The 23,025-nt window shown below is 72.0% G+C and carries 27 protein-coding genes; 13 read left to right on the top strand and 14 right to left on the bottom strand.

The features are described 5' to 3' along the window. The first annotated feature begins 190 nt into the window (after nucleotides 1-190). Nucleotides 191-733: a CGNR zinc finger domain-containing protein gene (locus tag BJ982_RS13495; RefSeq protein WP_184880063.1), complete on the top strand. Its 543-nt coding sequence runs from the start codon at nucleotides 191-193 to the stop codon at nucleotides 731-733. On the opposite strand, the gene BJ982_RS13490 is transcribed toward BJ982_RS13495, so the two are convergent. Then, nucleotides 714-1,064: a S24 family peptidase gene (locus BJ982_RS13490; protein WP_184880061.1), complete on the bottom strand. Its 351-nt coding sequence runs from the start codon at nucleotides 1,062-1,064 to the stop codon at nucleotides 714-716. The two genes, BJ982_RS13495 and BJ982_RS13490, sit on opposite strands and share 20 nt — an antisense overlap. Nucleotides 1,065-1,176: 112 nt before the next feature. On the opposite strand from BJ982_RS13490, the gene sodN reads away from it, so the two are divergent. From sodN to BJ982_RS13475, 3 genes are all read left to right on the top strand, one after another. Next, the gene (gene sodN, locus BJ982_RS13485; RefSeq protein WP_184880059.1) at nucleotides 1,177-1,578 is read left to right on the top strand and encodes a superoxide dismutase, Ni; all 402 of its coding nucleotides are present in this window, start codon (nucleotides 1,177-1,179) and stop codon (nucleotides 1,576-1,578) included. 239 nt (nucleotides 1,579-1,817) lie between these two features. Next, nucleotides 1,818-2,255 carry an ATP-binding protein gene (locus BJ982_RS13480; protein WP_184880057.1) on the top strand — a complete coding sequence of 146 codons (438 nt, stop codon included), beginning with the start codon at nucleotides 1,818-1,820 and terminating at the stop codon, nucleotides 2,253-2,255. After that, a complete protein-coding gene (locus BJ982_RS13475) occupies nucleotides 2,252-3,052 on the top strand; it encodes an RNA polymerase sigma factor SigF (protein ID WP_184880055.1) in 801 nt (266 codons plus the stop codon). The genes BJ982_RS13480 and BJ982_RS13475 overlap by 4 nt, the downstream gene beginning before the upstream one ends. A gap of 18 nt (nucleotides 3,053-3,070) precedes the next feature. Here BJ982_RS13475 and BJ982_RS13470 read toward each other — a convergent pair whose 3' ends face one another. Beyond that, nucleotides 3,071-3,448: a hypothetical protein gene (locus BJ982_RS13470; RefSeq protein WP_184880053.1), complete on the bottom strand. Its 378-nt coding sequence runs from the start codon at nucleotides 3,446-3,448 to the stop codon at nucleotides 3,071-3,073. A gap of 89 nt (nucleotides 3,449-3,537) precedes the next feature. On the opposite strand from BJ982_RS13470, the gene BJ982_RS13465 reads away from it, so the two are divergent. Both BJ982_RS13465 and BJ982_RS13460 read left to right on the top strand, forming a co-directional pair. Continuing rightward, on the top strand, nucleotides 3,538-4,482 hold the full coding sequence (locus tag BJ982_RS13465; RefSeq protein WP_184880051.1) for a diacylglycerol/lipid kinase family protein: 945 nt from the start codon (nucleotides 3,538-3,540) through the stop codon (nucleotides 4,480-4,482). A 291-nt stretch (nucleotides 4,483-4,773) separates the two neighbouring features. Next, nucleotides 4,774-5,028 (top strand): WhiB family transcriptional regulator, encoded by a 255-nt coding sequence (locus tag BJ982_RS13460; protein ID WP_184880049.1) that lies wholly within the window; start codon nucleotides 4,774-4,776, stop codon nucleotides 5,026-5,028. A gap of 164 nt (nucleotides 5,029-5,192) precedes the next feature. Here the strand turns inward: BJ982_RS13460 and BJ982_RS13455 are convergent, their stop codons facing one another. After that, nucleotides 5,193-6,653, bottom strand: coding sequence for a PAS domain-containing sensor histidine kinase (locus BJ982_RS13455; RefSeq protein WP_184880047.1), 1,461 nt, complete (start codon nucleotides 6,651-6,653; stop codon nucleotides 5,193-5,195). Nucleotides 6,654-6,722: 69 nt separating this feature from the next. On the opposite strand from BJ982_RS13455, the gene BJ982_RS13450 reads away from it, so the two are divergent. From BJ982_RS13450 to BJ982_RS13430, 5 genes are all read left to right on the top strand, one after another. Then, nucleotides 6,723-7,973 carry an 8-amino-7-oxononanoate synthase gene (locus BJ982_RS13450; RefSeq protein ID WP_239123776.1) on the top strand — a complete coding sequence of 417 codons (1,251 nt, stop codon included), beginning with the start codon at nucleotides 6,723-6,725 and terminating at the stop codon, nucleotides 7,971-7,973. Beyond that, nucleotides 7,970-8,713, top strand: coding sequence for a GntR family transcriptional regulator (locus tag BJ982_RS13445; RefSeq protein WP_184880045.1), 744 nt, complete (start codon nucleotides 7,970-7,972; stop codon nucleotides 8,711-8,713). The genes BJ982_RS13450 and BJ982_RS13445 overlap by 4 nt, the downstream gene beginning before the upstream one ends. 18 nt (nucleotides 8,714-8,731) lie before the next feature. After that, a complete protein-coding gene (bioD, locus tag BJ982_RS13440) occupies nucleotides 8,732-9,448 on the top strand; it encodes a dethiobiotin synthase (protein ID WP_184880043.1) in 717 nt (238 codons plus the stop codon). A 28-nt stretch (nucleotides 9,449-9,476) separates the two neighbouring features. Beyond that, nucleotides 9,477-10,475 (top strand): biotin synthase BioB, encoded by a 999-nt coding sequence (gene bioB, locus BJ982_RS13435; RefSeq protein WP_184880041.1) that lies wholly within the window; start codon nucleotides 9,477-9,479, stop codon nucleotides 10,473-10,475. A 75-nt stretch (nucleotides 10,476-10,550) separates the two neighbouring features. Next, the gene (locus BJ982_RS13430) at nucleotides 10,551-12,197 is read left to right on the top strand and encodes an acetolactate synthase (protein WP_184880039.1); all 1,647 of its coding nucleotides are present in this window, start codon (nucleotides 10,551-10,553) and stop codon (nucleotides 12,195-12,197) included. Nucleotides 12,198-12,295: 98 nt separating this feature from the next. On the opposite strand, the gene BJ982_RS13425 is transcribed toward BJ982_RS13430, so the two are convergent. Then, a complete protein-coding gene (locus BJ982_RS13425) occupies nucleotides 12,296-13,993 on the bottom strand; it encodes a serine/threonine-protein kinase (protein WP_184880037.1) in 1,698 nt (565 codons plus the stop codon). Between the two features lie 130 nt (nucleotides 13,994-14,123). Next, entirely contained in the window at nucleotides 14,124-14,306 is a 183-nt protein-coding gene (gene bsaP, locus BJ982_RS13420; protein WP_239123778.1) for a biotin synthase auxiliary protein BsaP, read from the bottom strand. A gap of 124 nt (nucleotides 14,307-14,430) precedes the next feature. Here bsaP and BJ982_RS13415 point away from each other — a divergent pair, with 124 nt between their 5' ends. Continuing rightward, a complete protein-coding gene (locus BJ982_RS13415) occupies nucleotides 14,431-14,811 on the top strand; it encodes a thioesterase family protein (RefSeq protein ID WP_184880033.1) in 381 nt (126 codons plus the stop codon). 27 nt (nucleotides 14,812-14,838) lie between these two features. Here the strand turns inward: BJ982_RS13415 and BJ982_RS13410 are convergent, their stop codons facing one another. From BJ982_RS13410 to BJ982_RS13380, 8 genes are all read right to left on the bottom strand, one after another. After that, on the bottom strand, nucleotides 14,839-15,057 hold the full coding sequence (locus BJ982_RS13410) for a biotin/lipoyl-binding carrier protein (RefSeq protein WP_184880031.1): 219 nt from the start codon (nucleotides 15,055-15,057) through the stop codon (nucleotides 14,839-14,841). A gap of 74 nt (nucleotides 15,058-15,131) precedes the next feature. Then, entirely contained in the window at nucleotides 15,132-16,469 is a 1,338-nt protein-coding gene (locus BJ982_RS13405; protein ID WP_184880029.1) for an acetyl-CoA carboxylase biotin carboxylase subunit, read from the bottom strand. A gap of 237 nt (nucleotides 16,470-16,706) precedes the next feature. Beyond that, nucleotides 16,707-17,987, bottom strand: coding sequence for an HD-GYP domain-containing protein (locus BJ982_RS13400; RefSeq protein WP_184880027.1), 1,281 nt, complete (start codon nucleotides 17,985-17,987; stop codon nucleotides 16,707-16,709). After that, the gene (locus BJ982_RS13395; protein WP_184880025.1) at nucleotides 17,984-19,339 is read right to left on the bottom strand and encodes an HD-GYP domain-containing protein; all 1,356 of its coding nucleotides are present in this window, start codon (nucleotides 19,337-19,339) and stop codon (nucleotides 17,984-17,986) included. Before BJ982_RS13395 ends, BJ982_RS13400 begins: the two co-directional genes overlap by 4 nt. 32 nt (nucleotides 19,340-19,371) lie before the next feature. Beyond that, nucleotides 19,372-19,503: a hypothetical protein gene (locus BJ982_RS39295; RefSeq protein ID WP_260413763.1), complete on the bottom strand. Its 132-nt coding sequence runs from the start codon at nucleotides 19,501-19,503 to the stop codon at nucleotides 19,372-19,374. 117 nt (nucleotides 19,504-19,620) lie between these two features. Continuing rightward, nucleotides 19,621-20,553, bottom strand: coding sequence for an NAD-dependent epimerase/dehydratase family protein (locus BJ982_RS13390; RefSeq protein WP_184880023.1), 933 nt, complete (start codon nucleotides 20,551-20,553; stop codon nucleotides 19,621-19,623). Nucleotides 20,554-20,596: 43 nt separating this feature from the next. Beyond that, nucleotides 20,597-20,863, bottom strand: coding sequence for a mycothiol system anti-sigma-R factor (rsrA, locus tag BJ982_RS13385; RefSeq protein ID WP_184880021.1), 267 nt, complete (start codon nucleotides 20,861-20,863; stop codon nucleotides 20,597-20,599). Between the two features lie 97 nt (nucleotides 20,864-20,960). Further along, on the bottom strand, nucleotides 20,961-21,566 hold the full coding sequence (locus BJ982_RS13380) for a sigma-70 family RNA polymerase sigma factor (protein WP_184880019.1): 606 nt from the start codon (nucleotides 21,564-21,566) through the stop codon (nucleotides 20,961-20,963). 235 nt (nucleotides 21,567-21,801) lie between these two features. Between BJ982_RS13380 and BJ982_RS13375 the strand changes: the two genes are divergently transcribed. Beyond that, nucleotides 21,802-22,548, top strand: a complete 747-nt coding sequence (locus BJ982_RS13375) for a class I SAM-dependent methyltransferase (protein ID WP_184880018.1) — start codon at nucleotides 21,802-21,804, stop codon at nucleotides 22,546-22,548. A 20-nt stretch (nucleotides 22,549-22,568) separates the two neighbouring features. Here BJ982_RS13375 and BJ982_RS13370 read toward each other — a convergent pair whose 3' ends face one another. Beyond that, nucleotides 22,569-22,901 (bottom strand): TraR/DksA family transcriptional regulator, encoded by a 333-nt coding sequence (locus BJ982_RS13370; protein ID WP_184880016.1) that lies wholly within the window; start codon nucleotides 22,899-22,901, stop codon nucleotides 22,569-22,571. Nucleotides 22,902-23,025 lie beyond the last annotated feature (124 nt).

The following is a 23,025-nucleotide window of genomic DNA, read 5'->3' as shown; positions in this document are numbered from 1 at the left end:
TTACCCCCAGCGGTACCCGTCACCTCGTAATGCCATCCGGATACGGCCACGGGCCCATCCCCACACATCATTCCGAACGTTGTTCGGCCAGCGGGCGGTCCCGTCGTCCGCCGCCGCGCCCCCCGGCCGTGCGATACTCGATGTAATACCCGGAATCATTACTCGTCTCTTACAACGGGTGGCACTCCACGTGGATCTGACGTCATACGCCGAGCTGGCCGTCCTGCTCGTCAACAGCGAAGAGCCCTTGGACTCCCTCGAAGGCGCCCGGCGGTTCCTGGTCGAGGCCGGCCGCGCCGCGCACGCGGGACGCCTCACCCGCGAGGACCTGCGCGAGCTGCGCGAGCTGCGCGCCGAGCTGGCCGCCGTCTTCGCCGCCGCGGCCGTCCGCGACGAGGAGGGGGTCGTCCAGCGGCTCAACTCGCTGCTGGTCCGCAGGCCCGTCCATCCGCAGATCTCCCGCCACGACGGGCAGCGCTGGCACCTGCACCTCACCGAGGGCGGGCGGCTCGGCGACGAGTACGCCACCGGCGCGGTCATGGGCCTGACGGCCCTGGTCACCGAGCTGGGCGTGGACAGGCTCGGGCTGTGCCAGGCCGCGCCCTGCCGCCGGGTGTACCTCGACACCTCCTCCAACCGGTCGCGCCGCTACTGCTCCGAGCGCTGCGCCAGCCGCGCCAACGTGGCCGCCTACCGGGCGCGCCGCCGCGAGCTCAGCGGCCGTCCCGCGTGACGGGACCTCCGTCGCCGCCCGCGCCGCCGACGCCGCCGACGCGGCCGGGCGGCCAGTAGCGGAACACCACCCGGCCGAGCACGAGGGGGACGGGCACGGCGCCGAAATCCCAGCTGTCCTTACGGCCGGGGGCCCGCTGGTTGTCGCTCTCCAGCCACCACCCGCCGGCTTCCCGCCACGCCGCACGCTTGACGATCATGGTGTCCGGATCGCCGGGCAGCCGGGCGAGGACCACGTCGCCCGGACGCACGGGCGCGCCGCGGCGCACCACCAGCCAGTCGCCGGGCCGTAGCGCGGGGGACATCGACTCCCCCTCGACCCGTATCCGCATGATCCGAACCATGACCGGCGTCGCCTCCATCCCCCGCCGCCCGGGCGAATCAACGAGAGTAAGTTGGGCACTGGACAGTGCTGTCTGATATCAGCATCAAGGAAGGAAACCGATGCTCGCACGACTGTTGCGGCCTAGCCATGTCGCCTCCGCGCACTGCGACCTGCCCTGCGGTGTCTACGACCCCGCCCAGGCGCGGATCGAAGCGGAGTCCGTGAAGGCGATCATGCAGAAGTACGCCGACAACGACGACCCCGTGTTCCGCGCGCGCGCCCTGACGATCAAGGAGGAGCGCGCCGAGCTGGTCAAGCACCACCTGTGGGTTCTCTGGACCGACTACTTCAAGCCCCCGCACGTGGAGAAGTACCCCCAGCTGCACCAGCTCTTCTGGGACGCCACCAAGCTCGCGGGCGCGGCGGGCGCCAAGGGCACCGTCGATGTGAGCAAGGCGGAGGATCTGCTCGGAAAGATCGACGAGATCTCGAAGATCTTCTGGGAGACCAAGGCGGCCTGAGCGCCTTTTTGCCCGATTCTGGCCTCGCGTGCTCGCTTGAACGCGCGAGGCCAGCGGCATTAGGCACGATGCCCTCCCCGGCGGGCTTCGGGTCATATGAAAACGTAAGAAAAGGACAGCGGGACGTCAGCGAAACGGGCCGCAATTCCACAAGATCACGACTATCGGCGCGTCCCAGTCCTCCAGCAGGGGACACGGGGCGGTAAGTTGCTAATCAGCAGCTCTGTGCGAGGAGGAACGTGACCGACGAGACAGCGACGCGTGCGGACGGCATCCCCGGCGGCCTGGCGGGAATCCGTGACGCGGTGAGCGTGCGGCTGCCCGCCGCCAGCGCCTATCTGTCCGTGCTGCGCACGGCGACGGCCGGGCTCGCGGCGCGGCTCGACTTCACGCTGGACGAGATCGAAGATCTTCGTATCGCGGTCGACGAGGCGTGCGCCATGTTGCTGGGCCATGCCGTCCCCGGCACCGACCTGATCGCCGAGTTCGAGCTCACCGGCCAGGAGATGATCGTCAGGGTCGAGGTGAGCACGGTCGGCCAGGCCGAGCCGAAGCGCGATGACTTCGCCTGGATGGTGCTCACCGCGCTCGCCGACGACGTGGACGCCGAGACCGACACCCCTGACCGCATGGGCATCGTGCTGCACAAGCGCCGAGGCTCTGCGAGGCTGCCGTGACGGAGAAGACCCGCGCCGTGGCCGGCAGTGAGAGCACCGTCCCCGACCGGGTGCGGGCGCGAGGCCTGTTCGGCGAGCTCGCGGAGCTTCCCGCCGACGACCCCCGCCGCCAGCGCATCCGCGACGAGCTGGTCGAGCTCCACCTCCCGCTGGTGGAGTACCTGGCGCGTCGCTTCCGCAACCGCGGCGAGTGGCTGGACGATCTCACGCAGGTCGCCACCATCGGCCTGATCAAGTCGATCGACCGGTTCGACCTGGCCCGCGGCGTCGAGTTCTCGACCTACGCCACGCCCACCATCGTCGGCGAGATCAAGCGGCATTTCCGGGACAAGGGCTGGGCGGTGCGGGTGCCGCGCCGCCTGCAGGAGCTGAAGCTGTCGCTCACCAAGGCGATAAGCGAGCTGTCCCAGCGCCAGGGCCGCGCCCCGACCGTCGCCGAGCTGGCCTCCCACCTGCAGATGAGCGAGGAGGAGGTTCTGGAGGGCCTGGAGTCCGCCAACGCCTACTCCACGGTCTCGCTCGACGCCCCCGACTCCGGGGACGACGACGCGCCCGCCGTCTCCGACTCCCTGGGCATCGTGGACGAGTCCCTGGAGGGGGTCGAGTACCGGGAGTCGCTGAAGCCGCTGCTCGAACGGCTGCCGCCGCGCGAGAAGCGCATCCTGCTGCTGCGGTTCTTCGGGAACATGACCCAGTCGCAGATCGCCACCGAGCTCGGCATCTCACAGATGCACGTCTCGCGCCTGCTGGCCCGCACGCTGGCCCAGCTCCGCGAGGGCCTCACCGCCGAGGACTGAGGGCGCCCGCGCCGCGGGTCAATCCTTGATCATGGCGCGGGTCGTCGGCGGCGCCAGCAGCGTCACCAGGCCCGCGACGGCGAAGACGATCAGCAGCGCGCCGGGAACGTACTGCTCGGACTGCACCAGCGAGACCGCCACCGGCAGCGCGAAGATCTGCGTGACCACGCCGGGCGCCCGGCTCCACCGGGCCGCCCGCAGCACGCCCCACGCGACCCACAGCAGCGCCGCGCCGACGGCCACCCCGAAGGCGGACACGACGATCGAGCTGGAGACGTCGGCAGGAGAGCCGATGATCGTCTCCACCCCGGCGTACCCGCCGAGACCGATGGCGGTCAGGCCCTCGGCCGCGAGGACGGCGGCGGCGACCGGGAGCGTCACCGGACGGTTCACCATAACGGGTCACCCTACTTGACTCCCCTGGCGGTCGCGTGACCGGCTTGACCGGCGTCACCCTCGCGTGACCGGTGGATACGCTGGGCCGCATGCGGGCACTCCTCCTGACCAACCCCAAGGCGACATCCACCAACCGCAGGACGCGCGACGTCCTCGTCCGCGCGCTCGGGGCGGAGGTCGACCTGACGGTGGAGCAGACCGGCTACCGCGGGCACGCCGCGGTCCTCGCCTCGACCGCGCGCGAGAAGGGGTTCGACGTCGTGGCCGTCCTCGGCGGCGACGGCACCATCAACGAGGCCGTGAACGGCATGGCCGGCGCGGACGGCCCGCCCCCGGCGCTGATCGTGATCCCCGGGGGCAGCGCCAACGTGTTCGCCCGCGCCCTCGGCCTGCCGAACGACCCGGTGGAGGCGACCGGCGCGGTGCTGGAGGCCATACGGGAGGACCGCCGCCGCACCGTCAGCCTGGGCCAGGCGTTCTGGGAGGACCGCGCCGGCGGGCCCGCCGGCAGGTACTTCACCTTCTGCGCGGGCCTGGGGTACGACGCGGAGGTCGTGCGGGCGGTGGAGGGCCTGCGCGGTGCCGGGTACAAGGCCTCCCCCGGCCGCTACGTGCACACCGCGCTCCGGCACTACCTCATGACCGACCGCCGCCACCCGGCGCTCCGGCTGGAGCTGCCGCACCGCCCGCCGGTCGACGGCGTCTTCATGGCGATCGTCTCCAACACCGCGCCCTGGACGTGGCTCGGCGACCGTCCGGTCAACCCGACGCCGTGGGCGGGGTTCGACACGGGGCTGGACCTGCTGGGGATGCGGCGCATGGGCGCGACCGCCATGCTGCGACTGGTCGGGCAGCTGATCGGCGAGCGGGTGGGGCTGCCCCGCGGCGGGTATCTCGTGCACGTACACGACGAGGAGGAGTTCACGATCACGGCCGCGCGGCCGACGGCGTTCCAGCTCGACGGGGACTATCTCGGCGAGTGTGAGCGGGTACGGTTCCGCTCTGTGCCATCCGCGTTACAAGTTCTGGTCTAATCCGTCACATGCCGTCATAGTGTGATGCATCCGACAGCCATAACCGGCAAAACCTTCTCCCAAACCTCTTGCGTGACCTGGGCGTGCCTGAAAAGCTCATCACGACGTCGGAACGTAGGACGTTTGAGGATCGACCCAATGTCCTCGAAGGTCTGCGGCGATGACACAGAACTCTCCGGACCTTAACAACCCCAGGGCCCGGGCAAAAGTTCGCTCTTGTTAGTGAAAGAGTTCACAAACATCCGTCATCCGGACGGAGCCGCAGGCTCCACCTACGAAGGAGTGGAACGCATGGACTGGCGCCACCGCGCTGCCTGCCGTGACGTGGACCCCGAGCTGTTCTTCCCGATCGGCAACACCGGGCCGGCACTCATGCAGATAGAAGAGGCCAAGCAGGTGTGCCGCTCCTGCCCGGTCATCGACGCCTGCCTGAAGTGGGCCATCGAGTCCGGCCAGGACGCCGGCGTGTGGGGCGGTCTCAGCGAGGACGAGCGCCGCGCGCTCAAGCGCCGCACCGCCCGCGCCCGTGCCCGCGCGGCCGTCTGACCCGACCGACCAGACCATCCCCGGAAGAACAGGCGCCACCACGCCGTCCGCACCGCCCCAGCGTCGTGGCCGTACGGAGAACGCCCGGCGTCGCCCCGCGCGACGGCCGGGCGTCGCAGTACCCGGGGCGGCCCAGAGATCGGACCGATTCGGCCAGGAGCCGGTCACAGGGCCGGCTGCACCGGGATCGTCAGCGAGACCTCGGTACCCCCGCCCTGGCGTGGCCTGACCGCCAGGCGGCCGGACAGCTCCCCCACCACCAGCGTGCGGACGATCTGCAGCCCGAGGCTCGTGGACGCCTCCAGGTCGAACCCCTCGGGAAGCCCCTGACCGTCGTCGGCGACGATCAGGTCCAGCCGTTCCTCCGTGCGGGACACCATCACCATGATGCTTCCGCTGCCGTAGGCGAAGCCGTGCTGGACGGCGTTCTGCAGCAGTTCGGTGAGCACCATCGCCATCGGGGTGGCGATGGTCGCGGGCAGCATGCCGAAGCCGCCCACCCGGCGCGGCATCACGTTGGCGGCCGAGACCTCGCCGGTCATCGCGATGACGCGGTCGGCGATGTCGTCGAAGTCGACGATCTCTTCAGGAGTATGGGAAAGGGTCTCGTGGACGATCGCGATCGAGCCGACGCGGCGCACGGCCTCCTCCAGGGCCTCGCGCCCCTCCGGCACCTGGAGCCGCCGCGCCTGGAGCCTCAGCAGCGCGGCCACCGTCTGCAGGTTGTTCTTCACCCGGTGGTGGATCTCGCGGATGGTGGCGTCCTTGGTCAGCAGCTCGCGCTCGCGGCGGCGCAGCTCGGTGACGTCCCGGATGAGCACCAGGGCGCCGATGCGCCCGCCGCCCACGATCAGCGGGATCGCCCGGAGCTGGACGACGTTGGCCCCGGCCTCGACCTCGGTCTCCCGGGGCGCGCGGCCGCTCGCCACCAGCATGAGGTCCTCGTTGATGGGCTCGTCGGAGTAGCACAGCGCGGCCGTCGTCTTGCCGAGCTCGGAGCCCACCAGGTCGGCGTTGAGCCCGAGCCTGCGGTAGGCCGACAGCGCGTTCGGCGAGGCGTAGGTGACCCGCCCGGCCCGGTCCAGCCGGAGCAGCCCGTCGCCCACGCGGGGCGAGCGGACGAGGATGGGGCCCTCCTCGGGGAAGGGGAACCGCCCCTCGGCGACCATCTGCGCCAGGTCGGAGGCGCTCTGCAGGTAGGTCAGCTCCAGCCGGGACGGCGTGCGCGCCGAGGACAGGTTGGTGGAACGCTGGATCACCGCCACGAAATGGTCGTCGCGCCGCACCGGGATGGTCTCCTCGCGGACCGGGACGCCGCTGGACCAGTCGGGGTCGCCCTCGCGGCAGATGCGCCGCTCGCGCCAGGCCGTGTCGATCAGGGGGCGCTCGCCCGCCGCCACGATGGAGCCGACCACGTCGTCGTGGTAGACGGTCGGGCCGGTGGTGGGCCGCATCTGCGCGACGGCGACCCAGGCGGACTCGTCGCGCAGGGGGATCCACAGCACCAGGTCGGCGAAGGACAGGTCGGCGAGGAGCTGCCAGTCGGAGACCAGCGACTGCATCCACTCCAGGTCGGCGGGATCGAGGGTCGTGTGGCGCGCCACCAAATCGCTGAGAGTCGGCACCTGAGCATCATGCGTGCTCACCCCCGCCCAAGGCGAATCGACCACCCGCGCCCTGGGAAGATTCCTCAGATGGAGGACAATGTGGTGCCCGCCGGACCCGTGGCCCGTCCGGGGGACGCGCCCGCCGGTGACGGGACGTACAGCACGGCAGGCACGAGCGAGACCATGAGAACCGATCCCCTGGAGCGGCTGCGCACGGCCGCCGCCGCCCGCGAGGCGGCCGGCCTGCGGCGCGCCCTGCGTCCCCGTACGCCCACCCACGACGGGCTCATCGACGTGGCCTCCAACGACTACCTGGGCCTGTCCCGCGATCCGCGGCTGATCGAGGCCGCCGTGGCCGCCGTTCGGCGGTGGGGCGCGGGCTCCACCGGGTCACGGCTGGTCACCGGCTCGACGCGGCTGCACGCCGAGCTGGAGGAACGGCTCGCCGCCTTCGCCCGCGCCCCGCGCGCCCTGGTGTTCTCCTCCGGCTACCTGGCCAACCTGGCCGCGGTGGCGACGCTCGGCGCGGGCGGGCTGGTGGTCAGCGACGAGGGCAACCACGCCTCGATCATCGACGCCTGCCGCCTGTCGCGCGCCCGGGTCGCGGTCACCCCGCACAACGACCCGGCGGCCGTCGGGAAGGCGCTCGCCGCGCGCGAGGAGGAGCACGCCGTCGTGGTGACCGACGCCGTGTTCTCCGTGGACGGCGATCTGGCGCCCATCGCCGAGCTGCACGAGGTCGCCTCCCGGCACGGCGCGCTGCTGATCGTGGACGAGGCGCACTCCCTGGGCGTGGTCGGCGAGGACGGACGTGGCGCCGTACACGCCGCGGGCCTCGCCGACGCTCCGGATATTGTGAGAACGGTCACGTTGTCCAAGTCCCTTGGCGCACAGGGGGGAGCCGTGCTAGGGGCCCCGGAAATAGTGGACACACTGGTGGACACCGGACGGGCGTTCATCTTCGACACCGGCCTCGCCCCGGCGTCCGTTGCGTCGGCACTGGCGGCGCTTGATATCGTGAGCGGCCATCCTGACCTGCCGGGACGGGCGCGCGGCAACGCGGTCGCGCTGGCGCGCGCCGTCCGGGAGCGAGGCCTGCCCACCCTGGAGCCGGCGGCGGCGGTCGTCCGGGTCGTGCTCGGCCCTCCGGACGCCGCGCTCGCCGCCGCCGCGGTGTTCGCGGAGCACGGAGTGCGCGCGGGCTGTTTCCGCCCGCCTTCGGTGCCTTCCGGCCGGTCTTGTCTGAGGTTGACCGCACGGGCCAACCTGAGTTCGGATGATCTCGCGGTGATCGGACGCGCGCTCACCGCGGTGGCCGAGATGAAGGTGAGCGTGTGACGGAAGATTCTCCCCGGGTTCCGAAATACTACGACGTCAAGAGAAACCTGCTGGAACTCACCAAGTCTCTGCCCGCCGGCGCGGCCCTGCCGCCCGAGCGTGCTCTCGCCGTGCGCTTCGAGACCTCGCGCACGACCGTGCGGCAGGCCCTCACCGAGCTGGTCATCGAGGGCCGCCTGCTGCGCATCCAGGGCAAGGGCACCTTCGTCGCCCAGCCCAAGGTGGCGCAGGTGCTGCAACTGACGTCGTACACGGGAGATCTGCGGACGGTCGGCCTCGAACCGGATACCAAGATCCTCGACATCAACTACATCACGGCCGACGAGACGCTGGCGCGCCGCCTGGGCATCAACCCCGGCGGGCGGGTGCTGCGCATCCACCGCCTGCGCCTGGCCAACGGCGAGCCGATGTCGATCGACACCACCCACCTGTCGGCACGGCGCTTCTCGCGGCTGCGCCGGGAGCTCGAAGTGCACTCCTCTCTTTACGAGACCCTGCACAACGCCTACAACGTCCAGCTCACCGACGCCGAGGAGATCATAGAGACGGTGCTGGCGACGCCGTACGACGCCCAGGTACTCGGCGTGGACGTCGGCCTGCCGATGCTGCTGCTCACCCGGCACGCCTTCGACGCCGAGGGCCACCCGGTGGAGTGGGCGCAGTCGCTGTACCGCGGCGACCGGTACAAGTTCGTGACGCGCCTGCGCAGGCCCCCGGAGTCCGGGCCCGCGGCGCACTGAGGCCCTAGGGTGGTGCCGGTGAGCGTCATGGTCGTCACCGGCACCGGCACCGGCGTGGGCAAGACCGTCGTGACCGCGGCCCTCGCCGCGCTGGCCCTGGCGCGCGACGTGCCCGTCGCGGTGGTCAAACCCGCCCAGACCGGCGTCGGGCCCGGGGAGCCCGGCGACCTGGACGAGGTCATCCGCCTGTCCGGCGTCACCACGACGTTCGAGTTCGCCCGCTATCCCGACCCGCTGTCCCCCGCCGCCGCGGCCCGCGTGTCCGGGCTCGCGCCGGTGTCCCTGGCCGAGGCCGCCGACCGCGTGGACGAGCTCGCGCGGACCCACCGGCTGGTGCTGGTCGAGGGCGCGGGCGGCCTGCTGGTCCGCTTCGACGAGGACGGCGCCACCATCGCCGACCTGGCCCGCCGGTTGCGCGCCCCCGTGCTGGTCGTGGCCGCCGCCGGTCTCGGCACGCTGAACCACACGGCGCTCACACTTGAGGCGCTCGCGGGCCGCGGCCTGGACCTGGCGGGCGTGGTCATCGGCGCGTGGCCGCGCGAGCCCGGCCTGGCCGAACGCTGCAACGTCTGCGACCTGGAGACGCTGGCCGCCCGCCCGCTCGCCGGCGCGCTCCCCGACGGCGCCGGCGCGCTGGACCGCGCCGCCTTCGCCGACGTGGCCCGGCTGGGACTGGGGTCCCCGCTCGGCGGCGGGTTCGACCCTTCTCGCTTCCGGGCAACCCTTAGTCTGTGATTCAACCGACAAGGGAGCCACACGACCGATGAGTATGGACATTCTGGAGATCGCCCGGGTTCAGGTACTCGAAGAAGGTCGCGGGCTCTCCGCCGACCAGGCGCTGCGATGCCTGGAACTGCCGGACGATCGCCTTTCCGAGCTGCTCGCGCTGGCCCACGAGGTGCGCATGAAGTGGTGCGGCCCGGAGGTCGAGGTGGAAGGGATCATCTCCCTCAAGACCGGCGGCTGCCCGGAGGACTGCCACTTCTGCTCCCAGTCGGGACAGTTCACCTCCCCCGTCCGCTCGGTGTGGCTGGACATCCCCTCCCTGGTGCGGTCGGCCGTCGAGACGGCCGCGACCGGCGCCACCGAGTTCTGCATCGTCGCCGCCGTGCGCGGGCCGGACCAGCGGCTGATGGACCAGGTCCGCGAGGGCGTCAAGGCCATCCACCAGGCCGTCGAGATCAACGTCGCCTGCTCGCTCGGCATGCTCACGCAGGGCCAGGTGGACGAGCTCGCCGAGATGGGCGTGCACCGCTACAACCACAACCTGGAGACCGCGCGCTCCCACTTCGGGCACGTCGTGACCACCCACACCTGGGACGAGCGCTGGCAGACCTGCGAGATGGTCCGCGCGGCCGGCATGGAGCTGTGCTGCGGCGGCATCATCGGCATGGGCGAGACCCGCGAGCAGCGGGCCGAGTTCGCCGGTCAGCTCGGTGAGCTGGGCCCCGACGAGGTGCCGCTGAACTTCCTCAACCCCCGCCCGGGCACGCCGTTCGAGTCCTACCCCCTGGTCGAGGGCCGCGAGGCGCTGAAGACGATCGCCACGTTCCGGCTGGCGCTGCCGCGCACGATCCTGCGGTACTCGGGCGGGCGCGAGCTCACCCTCGGCGACATGGGCACCCGCGACGGCATGCTCGGCGGCATCAACGCGATCATCATCGGCAACTACCTCACCACGCTCGGCCGCGACGCCGAGAGCGACCTGGCGCTCCTGGACGAGCTCAAGATGCCGATCAAGGCCCTGTCGAAGGCTCTGTGAGCCTAGAGTCACCCCTTGAGCAGGCACGACTCCCGCTCAAGGATTGACGGGCAACGGAGAAGGTAAGTTCACGACATGGAGTCTGCAAAGCACGCCGGCGACGTCGCGGTCGCCGTCTCACGAGCATATGGCGCCGAGGTCATGTTCACCCTGTCGGGCGGCCACGTCTTCCCGTTGTACGACGGGGCCGTCCACGAGGACATGCGCATCGTCGACGTGCGGCACGAGCAGAGCGCCGTGTTCGCCGCCGAGGCGATGGCCCGCCTGACGCGGCAGCCGGGGCTCGCGGTGCTGACCGCGGGCCCGGGCATCACCAACGGCGTCAGCGGCGTGGCGACCGCCCACTTCAACGGCTCGCCGGTCGTGGTCATGGGCGGCCGCGCCCCGCAGTCGCGGTGGGGCTCGGGCGCGCTCCAGGAGATGGACCACCCGCCGCTGTTCGAGACGATCACCAAGCTGGCCTTCACGGCGGGCGGCGCGGACTCGATCGGCCAGGACGTCGAGATGGCCTTCCGCACGGCGATCGCCCCGCACCGCGGCCCGGTCTTCCTCGACTTCTACATGGACCACCTGTTCTCGCCCTCCCCCGCGCACGAGGCCGAGACGCTGACTCCTTCCCCGCTCGAACCCGACGCCGGCGCGCTGTCGGAGATCGCGCGGCTGCTCGCCGCGGCCGAGCGCCCCGTGCTCGTGCTGGGCTCCGACGTCTGGATGGACCGGGCGGAGGAGGCGGCCCGCGACTTCGCCGAGGCCTACCGCCTGCCGGTGATCCCCAACGGCCAGGGGCGCGGCATCCTGCCCGCCGGGCACGAGCTGCTGGTCACCCGGGCGCGCGGCACGGCGTTCTCCCAGGCCGACCTGGTCATCGTGGCGGGCGCCCCGCTGGACTTCCGGCTCGGCTACGGCTTCTTCGGCGGCAGGGACGGCGCGCCGCTCGCCAAGGTCGTCCACCTCGCCGACGCCCCCTCCCAGCTCGCCGGCCACATCGGCACGGCCGCCGCCACGGCCGGTGACCTGTCCCTGGTGCTCTGGGGCCTGCAGTCGGCCTGCGGCGAGGCCGGGGTGTCGCCGAAGTCGTACGCCCCGTGGCTGGCCCGGCTCGGCGAGGCGGCGGCCGAGGCCGTCGCGGGCGACGCCGCGCTGCTGGAGTCCGGCGCCGACCCGATCCACCCGATGCGCATCTACGGCGAGCTGAACCGCCTGCTCGACGACGACGCCGTGGTGATCGGCGACGGCGGCGACTTCGTGTCCTACGCCGGCAAGTACATCGAGCCCCGCAGGCCCGGCTGCTGGCTGGACCCGGGCCCCTACGGCTGCCTCGGCACCGGGCTCGGCTACGCCATCGCCGCCCGCATCGCGCGCCCGTCGTCGCAGGTCGTGCTGCTGCTCGGCGACGGCGCCGCCGGCTTCTCGCTCATGGACGTCGACACGCTGGTGCGCCACCGCCTGCCGGTGGTGATGATCTGCGGCAACAACGGCATCTGGGGCCTGGAGAAGCACCCCATGCAGATGTTGTACGGCTACGACGTCGCCGCAGAGCTGCAGCCGCAGTGCCGGTACGACCAGGTCGTCACGGCGCTCGGCGGCGGCGGCGAGCTGGTCACCTCACCGGGCGAGATCGGGCCCGCGCTGCGCCGCGCGTTCGACTCCGGCGTGCCGTACCTGGTGAACATCGCCACCGACCCGGCCATCGCCTACCCCCGCAACACCACCGGCATCTGACGAACGGCCACGCACGGGCCTGAGGTCGTTCAGGCCCGTACGATCTCGCCCCCGAGTGCCAGGGGCCCGCGACGGCGCCCGCGGCCGTCTGCGGGGACTCAGGGAGCGGTCGGCGAGGGGGACGGCGTCGGGGTCGGAGACGGGCTCGGCTCGCCCCCGCAGTCGATGCCCTGCGCGACCACGATCGTCACGGGCTTGTTCACCGGCCACGAGGCGCCCGCGCCCGGCAGCTGGTCGAGCACGCGCGTGCATCCCTCGTCGCTGGGGTCGCCGTAGATGTCCACGCTGACCTTGAATCCGGCGGCCTGCAGCCTGGTCTTGGCCAGGGCCTCGGTCAGGTTGATCACCGGGGGCACGTTCTTCTTGGGCGCCGGCTTGCTCGGCGAGGCGCTCGGCGACGGAGAGCGGGTCTTGGTGGGGGACGGCGAGGGCTCGGACGTGCTGGGCTCCGCGCTGGGCTCGGAGGTCGTCGGCGGGGTCACCGGCTCCGAACGCGGAGGGGTCGGCGAGGGGCGCGGCGAGCGCGACACCTTGCCCGGCGCCGAGGAGGCGCCCGCGACCGTCGGGGACGTCGTGGGGTTGACGCCCGCGGCCGCGTTCTGGCTCACGAGCTGGTTGAACCCCACGGCGCCCAGCCCGCCGAGCAGGGCGCCCGCGGCGACGACGCCGACGATCAGCCCGGGCCTGGTGCCGCGCCCCGCGGCGGCCCTGCGCCCGCGCGTGCCCCGCCGCCCCGGCGGGGACGCGGGCGCGGCGCTCGTGTCCGGCGCGGCGGCGGGGGACGCGGCGGTCGGCATGATGTACGGCGGGGGCGTGGGACCTGCGGGGACGCCCAGGCGGGCGCCGGTCTCCGGCGTGGCCATGTACGGCCCGCCGTGGACCCCCGCGGCCCCGGTCTGCGGGGCCGCGCGGCCGGGGTAGGCGATCATGCCGGTCAGCCCGGACACCGCGGCCGAGCTGCCGGTGTCCTGCAGCATCGCCTGCCGGGCCGCCATGCTCATCTCGGCCGCGCTGTGCCACCGGCGCGCGGGGTCCTTGGCGAGGGCGCGCTCCACGACGTGCCGGACGGCGGGGGGCACGTCGGACGGCAGCGGCGGGGGCTCCTCGCGGATGTGCTTGAGCGCGATCGTGACCGGGCTCTCGCCGTCGAAGGGCCGCTGCCCGGCCAGGCACTCGTAGGCCACGACCCCGAGCGCGTACAGGTCCACGGCGGGCGTGACCGGCTGGCCCTCGGCCTGCTCGGGGGCGCAGTAGGCGGCGGTGCCGAGCACCATGCCGGCGTCGGTCAGCCGGTGGCCGGCGTCGGCGCGGGCGATGCCGAAGTCGGTGAGCACGAGGGTGCCGTCCGGGCGGACCAGCAGGTTGCCCGGCTTGACGTCGCGGTGGACGATGCCCATGTCGTGCACGGCCTGCAGGGCCGAGGCGGCCTGGGCGATGAGCTCCATGGCGGGCTCGGCGCCGATGCGGACCAGCCGGGTGAGCAGGCGGTCGAGGGGCTCCCCGTCGACGAACCGCATCACCAGGTAGGCGGTGGGACCGGCTCCCGGGACCTCGCTCACGCCGTAGTCGTAGACGTCCACCACGCCCGGGTGGTTGATCGTCGCCATCGCGCGGGCCTCCCCCTGGAAGCGCGCGGCGAACCCCGGGTCGTCCATGCGGCCTGGTAACAGCACCTTGACCGCGACGGTGCGCGCGAGGACCGTGTCTTCCCCACGCCAGACCTCGCCCATGCCGCCGGCGCCGATTCGGACGTCCAGACGGTAACGTCCCGCCAGCGTGGTCCCTTGGGCCACCATGTCTCCCCCGCTAACCCCAATCCATGTAACCCGACGCCACCCCGGAGTTCTCCAACAAAGCGGACTTGTGTCGCGCCGAGGTCACGGAAGTATCACAAAGCTCTGATTTCACTGTGCTCGCGCCAGGGTGTCAGTCGGACGTCACGCCGTGTTCGACGCAACGGGCAGACCAGCCTCGCGGGGTCACCTGCACCACGAGCCTGCGGCGGCAGGCCCCGCAGTAGCGAGGCGGCTCCATGAGCCGCGCGGTGCGGCACGCGGAGTGGTCGCCGTCGTCACCGAGGCGTCCGCAGTGGTCGCAGTAGGGGCTCACGCGAGAAGCGTATTGCATCGTTCTCCGTCAAGGCCGTCATCCGGTGAAGGTGGTGCCAGAAGGCGTGAAGCCACACCCGGCCTCCCAGACCCCCGCAAGGGGCCATCCGCCTAGGCTGGCGCCCATGACGATCGAACCCGGGCTGCGTGCCGAACTGGTGTTCATGGTGGAGCGGAGCGACACCGCCATGAGGCTGGGAAGCGGTGACGTGCCGGTGCTCGGCACGCCGCGGCTGCTGGCCTTCGCCGAGGCCGCGACCGTGCGGGCCGTCCAGGACCACCTCGCCCCCGGGCAGACGTCGGTCGGCACGAAGGTGACGCTGGAGCACCGGGCGGCCAGCCCGGTGGGCGCGCACGTCGAGGTGGTGGCCGAACTGGCCGAGGTGGACGGCAGGCGCCTGCTCTTCGAGGTCACCACCCGGGACGCGAGGCGGACGGTCGCCACGGCGACCATCGAGCGGGTGGTGGTCGACCGTGAGCGCTTCCTGTCCGGTCTGTCCGGCTGAGCCGCCCGGTCGGGGGCGGCCCGGCGCTCACGACGGGTCGATGACGGCGATGAGGTCGCCCTCCTGGATGACGTCGCCCTCGGCCACCTTGAGGCCGGCCACGACGCCGGAGTCCTCGGCCAGGACCGGGATCTCCATCTTCATCGACTCCAGGATGACGAGCGTGTCCCCCTCGTTCACGGCGTCCCCCTCGGCAACGACGACCTTCCAGACGTTCGCCACCATCTCCGCACGTACTTCCGCCACCGGAACTCCCCTCTTTCACTGATCTTCATGTGGCCCCGGCCGCGTCCCTCGCCGCGGCACGGGCGGACTCGGCATCACGCGCGCATGCGGGCGACGAGGCCGGTGTCGTAGTCGCCCGCGGCGAACTCGGCGTTGTCCAGGAGCTCCGCGCAGAAGGCGAGGTTGCTCTTGGGACCTTCGACGCGGAAGGCGGCCACGGCCGCGCGGGCCCGGTCCAGGGCCTGGGCCCGGTCCGCGCCGTGGACGCACAGCTTCGCCATCAAAGGATCGTAGAAGGGTGTGACCGTATTTCCCGCGACATATCCGGAATCGAGGCGAATGCCGGGGCCAACCGGCTCTTCCCATACATCGATCTTGCCGGGGCCGGGGAGGAACCGCCGGGAGTCCTCGGCGTAGACCCGCAGCTCGATGGCGTGCCCGCGCGGCTCGACGGCCCCGCCGGCCGTGACGGGCTCGCCCGCGGCCACGAGGAGCTGCTGCTCGACCAGGTCGACGCCCGTGACCAGCTCGGTGACCGGGTGCTCGACCTGCAGCCGGGTGTTCATCTCCAGGAACACGAAGTCCTGCCGGTCGGCGTCGACCAGGCACTCGACCGTGCCCGCGCCCCGGTAGCCGACGGCCTCCCCGGCGCGCACGGCCGCGGCGAGCATGCGGGCGCGCAGCTCGGGGGTGACGCCGGGCGACGGCGCCTCCTCGGCGACCTTCTGGTGGCGGCGCTGCACCGAGCAGTCGCGCTCCCCGAGGGCCAGCACAGTGCCGTCGGCGAGGCCGAGGATCTGCACCTCGACGTGGCGGGCCCGCTCGACGAAGCGCTCCAGCAGGATGGCCGCCCCGCCGCCGAAGCGCTCGGCGGCACGCGCGGCGGTGTCGAAGGCCCGGACCAGCGCCGCGTCGTCGCGGGCCACGCCCATGCCGATGCCGCCCCCGCCCCCGGCGGCCTTCACCATGACCGGGTAGCCGATCAGGGCCGCCGCGGCCAGGGCGCCGTCCCGGTCGGTCACCGGCTCGCGCGTGCCCGCCGCCACCGGCACGCCGGCGCTCTCCATGAGGTTACGCGCGTTGATCTTGTCGCCCATGCGCGCGATCGCGTCCGGGGAAGGCCCGATCCACACCAGCCCCGCCTCGCCGACCGCGCGGGCGAAGGCCGCGTTCTCCGCCAGGAAGCCGTACCCCGGGTGGACGGCTCGTGCCCCGGTCGCGCGGCAGGCTTCGAGCACCTTGGCGATGTCGAGGTAGCTGTGGGCCGGCGCGGCGGGGCCGAGCGCGTAGGCGTCGTCGGCCTCGGCGACGAAGGGCAGGTCGGCGTCGGCCTCGGAGTGCACGGCGATGGCGCGCAGGCCCATGGCCTTGACCGTGCGGATGATCCGCCGCGCGATCTCCCCGCGATTGGCCACAAGAACGCTGTCGAACATCGGCCGCACTCCCTTCGATGGATCACCACCCTATGGCCGGATCGTTCTCCCGACCCTTCGCGCGAAACCACCGATCCCCCGTGTCCCATCTGTGGGAACCCTACAATCACGGCGGCCCGACATCCGGGGTCCGCCGACCCGCCGGGAACGGTAAAAGCCCTGCAAGGTAGGGGTGCGAGCGGCCGGGACGCACGTCACGCGCGGGCCCGCCGCCTGTGAGAAAGCGGAAACCGGGGGTCAGAGGCGGTTGGCGGGGGCCACCCGGTCGACGATCTTGGCCAGCGACTCCACCACCGCGGGATCGTACTCGTCCCCGCCGTCGAGCCGCAGCCGCTCCAGGGCCGCCGCCGCGCGGTCGCGATCGGTGGAGCCGCCCACCAGATCGTCGTAGGCGTTGGCCGCCTTGATGATGCGGCTGGCCAGCGGCGGGGCGTCCGCGCCGTCGAACGGGTCCCCCTGGTGGCGGACGATGTCGGCCACCCGGTCCAGCACGCCGGTCTTCCTGATGACCTCGGCCCCCAGCTCGGCGATGCTGCGCGCGGTCTTGGCGTCGGTGAGGACGGTCGCGCCGCCGGGGATGGGGTCGCGCAGCGAGAGCTGGCCGATGTCGTGCATCAGCGCGGCGTACTCCAGCTCCAGCAGCTCGGGCTCGGCCATGCCGAGCTCGCGGCCGATGGCGACCGCCAGGCGGCTGACCCGGCGCGAATGGCCCGGCTCGACGTACCCGCCGACCTCGGTGACCCGGGCGAGCGCGCGGACGGTCTGCAGGTAGGTGGCCCGGATGCCGGCGTACTTGCGGAAGGCGACCTGGGTGACCAGCAGCGGCGCGGCGAAGACGACGAGCGCGGCGAGGTTCATGCTGTGGGAGGCCAGGGCCAGCAGGGTGCCCGACGCGGCGACGGCGGCGCCGAGCGGCGCGGCCATGCGCAGCTCGTCGCGGATCGCGACCCGGAAGGCCGTGCGGACCTGCGCGGCCCGCAGCACCGCGGCGATGACGACGTCGGCCGCCAGCATGCCCACGATGAGCATGGCCATGACGCCGAGCACGGCCCACCACGTGCCCTGGCCGTTGCCGGTGGTGGCGTACAGCGTGGAGGCCAGCGGGCGGTAGGCGAAGGCGAGCAGCGCGCCCGACAGCAGGCGGCGCGCGATGGCGTCCAGCTGGGGCGGCCTGCCGACGGCGAGGTGGGGCAGGGCGCCGAGCACCATGCCCGCCGACATGACCGCGACGACCTGCAGCGCCGAGTGGCGGGCGGGCTGGCCGCCGACGTCCAGCAGCAAGGTGTACCCGAGCGCGGCGGCGGCGCCGATGGGGGCGACCTCGCGGTTGCCCGGCATGGTGAGCCGCGCCAGTTCCCCCGCCGCGACCAGCACGCCGAACGCGACCGCGACCTGGGGGTCGACCAGGCCGACGGCGGCGGTGTAGGCGATGCCGGCCAGGGTGACCAGGCCCGCGGCGCAGATCAGCAGCAGGCCGCCGGAGTCGAGCCCGTGGAGGGGCCGGGATGCCGTCGTCACCGCTCGGACACCACTTCGATGGGCGTGGTCGGATCGTCGTGGTCCTTGACGACGGTCTCGACGACCTCGTCGGCCTTGGGCGCCGCGACCTTGCCCGGAGGGTCCCACCCCTGGCGGTCCAGGGAGCGGATGAACGCGCTGACCATGATGGGGTCGAACTGGGTGCCCGCCTGCTTGCGCAGCTCGGCCACGGCCTCCTCGATCGACTTGGCCTTGCGGTAGGCGCGGTCGGAGGTCATCGAGTCGAAGGCGTCGGCCACCGCGATGATGCGGGCGAACTCGGGGATCTCGGCTCCGGCCAGCCCCATGGGATAGCCCCTGCCGTCCTGGCGCTCGTGGTGGTGCATGATGCCGGCGAACGCCTCGTCCAGGAAGTCGATGCCGCGGACGATCTCCAGTCCGCGCATCGGATGCAACTGGATGGCGGCCAGTTCCTCCTCGGTGAGGCGGCCCTCCTTCTGCAGGACCTTGGTCGGCACGCCGAGCTTGCCGACGTCGTGCAGCATGCCCGCGTAGCCGATGGCCCGCATGCGCTCGGGCCGCATGCCGATCTCCTGGGCGATCATGGTGGAGGCCGCCGACACGCGCGTGCAGTGGCCGCGCGTGTAGTAGTCCTTGGTCTCGACGGCCTGGCACAGGGCGGCGATGGTGGCGTCATAGGAGCGCTGCTGGGCCAGGTACTGCCCGAAGGCCCACCGGGCGATGAACAGCGGCAGCAGCACCAGCACCGCGGAGATCGACTGGACCGTGGCCCACAGCCCGGCGATCAGCAGCCCGAAGGTGGCGTAGCCCAGGTAGGAGATGAAGAACTGCAGCAGGCCGCGCAGCGGCACCTCTTCGGTGCGGAGCTGCCCCGCCAGCGAGAGCATGACGGCGAACAGCACGAAGTTGAGCGGGACGAACACCGCCGCCGCGCCCATGAACGGGCCGAGCAGGTCGGTGAACCGGTTGTCGCCCACGACGGGACGGTGACCGCCCAGCGCCTCGAACACCCACCCGGCCGCGTAGCCGCACAGGGCGAACTGCGCGCCGTTGAACAGCCGCTTGTGGATCGGCAGGCCCGGCCGGACGCTCAGCACCGCCGTGGCGCCGACCAGCGCCGCGCCCGCCCCGCCGACCAGCACCACCGCGGCGAGCGCGGCCGAGAAGCTGACCGACATGGCCGCCTGCTGGACGTTCAGCAGCGTGGGCACCGACTCGCAGACCAGGAAGAGCAGCGCGAGCACCAGCAACGTGGGCCATTCGTGCTCGGCCAGAGGTTCGGAGACGACCAGGCCCCGCACGATCAGCCCGGCGGCCACCGCCACCACGGCGGCCAGATAGATTTTCGCCGGCCACGGAAGCTCACGCACCGCGGCCGCCCAGGGCCGTCACGGGCACGCGCTCAGATCCAGGAGATGCCTGTGGGGGCTTGCGCCGCGCCTCCCGAGACGACCACGAGCGCGGCCAGGACCACCACGGCCAGGGCGCCCGCGAAGCAGCCGATCGTCATGGCCGCCACCATGCGTGTGGCCATTGCCTTCACCATGTGCCGCCTCCCCATCGAGTCCGGCTTCAGGCTACAGAAAGCGCGGAGACCCGTAGGGGAAGTCGAAGAATCGCATCCAAAGCGTAATCAAACCACTACCCGTAGCTAACGCGATCTAGCCCACTCGACGGTGGTCTTGAGCCCGGCGAGAAGGTCGGTGCGGGGACGCCAGCCGAGGCCGTCGAGCGCGGGGGCGGGGTCGACGGCCATGGCGGGGAGGTCGCCGAGCCGGGCGGGCGCGAAGCCGGGCGCGTCGGGCGCCCCGGCCGCGGCGGCCACCAGCGCGTGCAGTTCCCGGTCGGTGGTCTGCGCGCCCGTGCCGAGGTTGAACCGCCGGCCGTCCCCCTCGGGGCCGCAGGCGCGCGCGAAGCCGTCCACGACGTCCTCGACGAAGATGTAGTCGCGGGTCTGGGACCCGTCACCGTAGATCACGGTCGGGGCGCCGCGCAGGAGCGCGTCGGTGAAGATCGAGACGACCCCGGCCTCGCCCTGGGGCGACTGCCGGGGGCCGTAGACGTTGGACAGCACGAGCGTGGTGCCCTGCAGGCCGTGCAGGGCGCGGTACATGGACAGGTAGACCTCGCCGGCCAGCTTCGAGGCCGCGTAGGGCGACCTCGGGTCCGGCCGGGCGTCCCCGGGCACCGGGATCGCGTGCGGGCGGCCATAGACGGCCACCGAGGAGGCGTGCACGACCTTCCGCGCCCCGGCCAGGCGGGCCGCCTCCAGCACGTTGACCGCGCCCTCGACGTTGATCCGGGCGTCGTGCACGGGATCGGCGACGCTGGCGCGCACGCTGATCTGGGCGGCGAGGTGGCAGACCACCTCGGGGCGCCACCGCGCCACCAGCTCGCCCAGCCCGGCGTCCCTGACGTCCAGCTCGGCCAGCGTGAACTTCGGGCTCGCGCCGGCGGCGGCGAGGTTGGCGTGGTCTCCGGAGGAGAAATCGTCCACGACGGCCACGTCGTGCCCGTCGGCCAGCAGCCGGTCCACGAGGGTGGAGCCGATGAACCCGGCACCGCCGGTCACGAGTACGCGCACCCCGGAATCTTAGGCGATCGGCGCGCGGGCCAGACCGGACCCCCTACTCGGCCAGCTCGGCCCGGACCGCCTCGATGCGCTGGAGCACCTTCGAGCGCAGCTCCTCGGGAACCTGGTCGCACCCGCAGTGCTTGGCGATCAACTGCTTGACGACCTTCTCCAGGCCGTACTCCTCTAGGCAGGGGCCGCACTCGTCCAGGTGCTGGGTGATGTCCGACCGCCTGCGGTCGTCCAGCTCGCCGTCCAGGAACGTGTACACACGGTCCAGGACCTCTTTGCAGTCGGTGTCGTGCGGTTTGCCACAGCTCATGCCCGACACCCCTCAAGGGCGCCCGCGCCCAGCCCATGGCCGTCCCGCACGGCCCCTCCGCCCAACTCCGCGCCGTACCCTCTGTCCCCGCGCTCCATTACGACGGGTCCTCCGATCGCACAAGCCCGCGTCCGCGTGCGTAGTCCTCTAGTTGCGTCCGCAGCTGGCGCCGCCCGCGGTGCAGACGGGACATGACCGTCCCGATGGGAGTGCCCATGATGTCGGCGATCTCCTTGTACGGGAACCCCTCCACGTCGGCGAGGTACACCGCGATACGGAAATCTTCGGGGAGCGCGGCCAGCGCCTCCTTGACGTCACTGTCCGGGAGGTGCTCCAGCGCCTCCACCTCGGCCGACTTCAGGCCGCCTGAGGTGTGGGATTCGGCGCGTGCGAGCTGCCAGTCCTCGATCTCTTCCGTGCCGGACTGCTTGGGTTCCCGCTGCTTCTTGCGGTAGGTGTTGATGAAGGTGTTGGTGAGGATGCGGTACAGCCAGGCCTTGAGGTTCGTTCCCTCCTGGAACTGGTGGAACGAACCGAACGCCTTGGCGAAGGTGTCCTGAAGCAGGTCCTCCGCGTCCGCGGGATTCCTGGTCATCCGGAGCGCGGCCGAGTACAGCTGGTCGAGGTACGGCATGGCGTCACGCTCGAACCGCTGGCTGCGTTGCTCCAGAGTCTCCTCCGCTGTCTTGGAGACCGGACCCACCCCCTTATACGCACCGTACGGAGCCGAGAATACCGGCTCGCCTACGGCCGACCGCTCAGCGACCTCGGCCACCAGCATGGGACGGAACCTCCTCGCGTGTTTACGCCCGTCTGCAACACGCGAGGCATAGCATCTGTTCCCGGTAAGTAGAAGGTGACGATCGACCCGGTACGGGGAAAAAGATACGTACCGGCCGGTTGCCAGCCCCGGTGCCCCGACGGTCCAGGAGCCACGCGTGCTGCCCATCCCAGCCAGCGAGCTGAACGGCTCAGGCGCACTCGGTCCGTACTGGACCTTTTACCATGCCGTGGTCGCGGAACAGCTCAGGCGATGGCTGCCGCAGCGGCCGTGCCTCATCCTGGACCTGTCCGGCGGGCGGGGCCGCTGGCCGGTGCAGGCGGCGGGCGCCGGGCACCGCGTCATCGAGGTCGTGGACTTCCGCCGCTCCCCCGACCCCTGGCTGCGCGACGCCTCCAACAGGATCCGCAGGGTCAGGGCCGACGACCTCGGCTTTCTTCCGGACGCCTCCATCGACGCGGTGATCGCCGAGGAGCGCGCGCTGTCGCTGGAGCTGATGGCCGAGTCCACGATCGAGGACGTCGCCCGCGTGCTCAAGCCGGGCGGGCGGGTGCTCACCTGCGTGGACTCGCTCGTGCTCGGCATGGCGATCATGGCGGAGCAGAACTACTGGGCCCACCTGTGCCAGACCGGGACCGGCGAGGTGATGCTGGTCCCGTGGCCCGACGGCAGCATCACCCGCTGCTTCTCCAGCACCCAGCTTCGCGAGCTGCTGGCCGACGCGGGCCTGGAGGTCGAGTGGGTGCGGCCCCGCACAGTGCTGTCACCGTCCACCGTCGACCACGTCCTCGCGGCCGACGGCCGCGCGCTGAGCTGGCTGGTGCGTACCGAGCTCGACGCGCACCCGGACGATGACGACACCGTGGGGATCCATCTGGTGGCGAGCGCCCGCAGGCCCGGCTGAGCGCCGCCCAGGCCGGTCTCTCAGCGGCGCCGCTCGCGCCGCGACTGGCACTGCACGCACCGCGCGGCCTCCGGGCGCGCGGCCAGGCGGCCCTCGGGGACGGGCTTGCCGCAGTCCATGCAGCGGCCGTAGTCGCCGGCGTCGAGTCGCCTCAGCGCGTCCACCACGGCCGTGCGCTGGCGCGTCGCCACGTCGATCATGGCCTGCCTGCGGTCGGCGTCGGTGAGGTCGGAGCCGGCGTCCGCCGCCGACCTGTCGCCCACGGTCACGGGGTCGCCCCGCAGCACCCTGATGGATCGGTCGAGTTCGGTGAGCATGCTCTGCAATTGGGTCCGAGCGGTCGCGTCGTCCACGAATCCGCACCTCCGGGAAGGAAAAACGGGCACGGCCGTAGGCGGGATCCCCCGGAACTCCCGCCTGGCTCTGGGATCCTGTGGGCGGTGACCCTCCGTCGGCGAGTCATCGCTTCTTGAGCGG

It is taken from the genome of Sphaerisporangium siamense (genome assembly GCF_014205275.1).
GTDB classification, from domain to species: domain Bacteria; phylum Actinomycetota; class Actinomycetes; order Streptosporangiales; family Streptosporangiaceae; genus Sphaerisporangium; species Sphaerisporangium siamense.
The sequence above is the reverse complement of the archived record's forward strand: the minus strand, read 5'-3'. Positions and strand labels throughout refer to the sequence as shown.

Coding starts and splice junctions, on each gene's coding strand:
- BJ982_RS13470 (WP_184880053.1), bottom strand. CDS start 3,448: ATGGTGAACCGTCCGGTGACGCTCCCGGTCGCCGCCGCCGTCCTCGCG.
- BJ982_RS13465 (WP_184880051.1), top strand. CDS start 3,538: ATGCGGGCACTCCTCCTGACCAACCCCAAGGCGACATCCACCAACCGC.
- BJ982_RS13460 (WP_184880049.1), top strand. CDS start 4,774: ATGGACTGGCGCCACCGCGCTGCCTGCCGTGACGTGGACCCCGAGCTG.
- BJ982_RS13450 (WP_239123776.1), top strand. CDS start 6,723: ATGGAGGACAATGTGGTGCCCGCCGGACCCGTGGCCCGTCCGGGGGAC.
- rsrA (WP_184880021.1), bottom strand. CDS start 20,863: ATGAGCTGTGGCAAACCGCACGACACCGACTGCAAAGAGGTCCTGGAC.
- BJ982_RS13405 (WP_184880029.1), bottom strand. CDS start 16,469: ATGTTCGACAGCGTTCTTGTGGCCAATCGCGGGGAGATCGCGCGGCGG.
- bioB (WP_184880041.1), top strand. CDS start 9,477: ATGAGTATGGACATTCTGGAGATCGCCCGGGTTCAGGTACTCGAAGAA.
- BJ982_RS39295 (WP_260413763.1), bottom strand. CDS start 19,503: ATGGCCACACGCATGGTGGCGGCCATGACGATCGGCTGCTTCGCGGGC.
- BJ982_RS13490 (WP_184880061.1), bottom strand. CDS start 1,064: ATGCGGATACGGGTCGAGGGGGAGTCGATGTCCCCCGCGCTACGGCCC.
- BJ982_RS13425 (WP_184880037.1), bottom strand. CDS start 13,993: ATGGTGGCCCAAGGGACCACGCTGGCGGGACGTTACCGTCTGGACGTC.
- sodN (WP_184880059.1), top strand. CDS start 1,177: ATGCTCGCACGACTGTTGCGGCCTAGCCATGTCGCCTCCGCGCACTGC.
- BJ982_RS13415 (WP_184880033.1), top strand. CDS start 14,431: ATGACGATCGAACCCGGGCTGCGTGCCGAACTGGTGTTCATGGTGGAG.
- BJ982_RS13430 (WP_184880039.1), top strand. CDS start 10,551: ATGGAGTCTGCAAAGCACGCCGGCGACGTCGCGGTCGCCGTCTCACGA.